Annotated in this window: 1 protein-coding gene; it reads left to right on the plus strand. The window is 52.1% G+C overall.

What is annotated here, in order from left to right:
- Nucleotides 1-52: 52 nt before the first annotated feature.
- On the plus strand, nt 53-265 hold a 213-nt coding region (locus PZC42_RS21630), incomplete at its 3' end, for a hypothetical protein (protein ID WP_277214243.1).

Raw genomic sequence — 265 nt, forward strand, 5'->3', positions numbered from 1 at the left:
GCTTGGCAGCAGAAGCGCTAGTGGCTTGAGCTGCGAGTTCGTTGATTTGTTCGTGAGCATCGGTAAGTTCCTGTTCTGCCTGGCGACGGCCGCGGTCTGCCTGTTCCAGGAGAGTTCTGGATTCTTCGAGTTCGTTTCCAAGAGCGTTGGCTCGCCTTTCAGCAATACCCAATTGTTCTCGGGCATCATCCCTGGCTCTTTGTTCTTCCTCGAGTGCGGTCTGGACATCCTTAAGTTGTTGCTGGTATTTCTTGATGGATTTTTG

Origin of the sequence: Isoptericola croceus, from assembly GCF_029382255.1 — a bacterium.
In the GTDB taxonomy this organism is placed as follows: domain Bacteria; phylum Actinomycetota; class Actinomycetes; order Actinomycetales; family Cellulomonadaceae; genus Isoptericola; species Isoptericola croceus.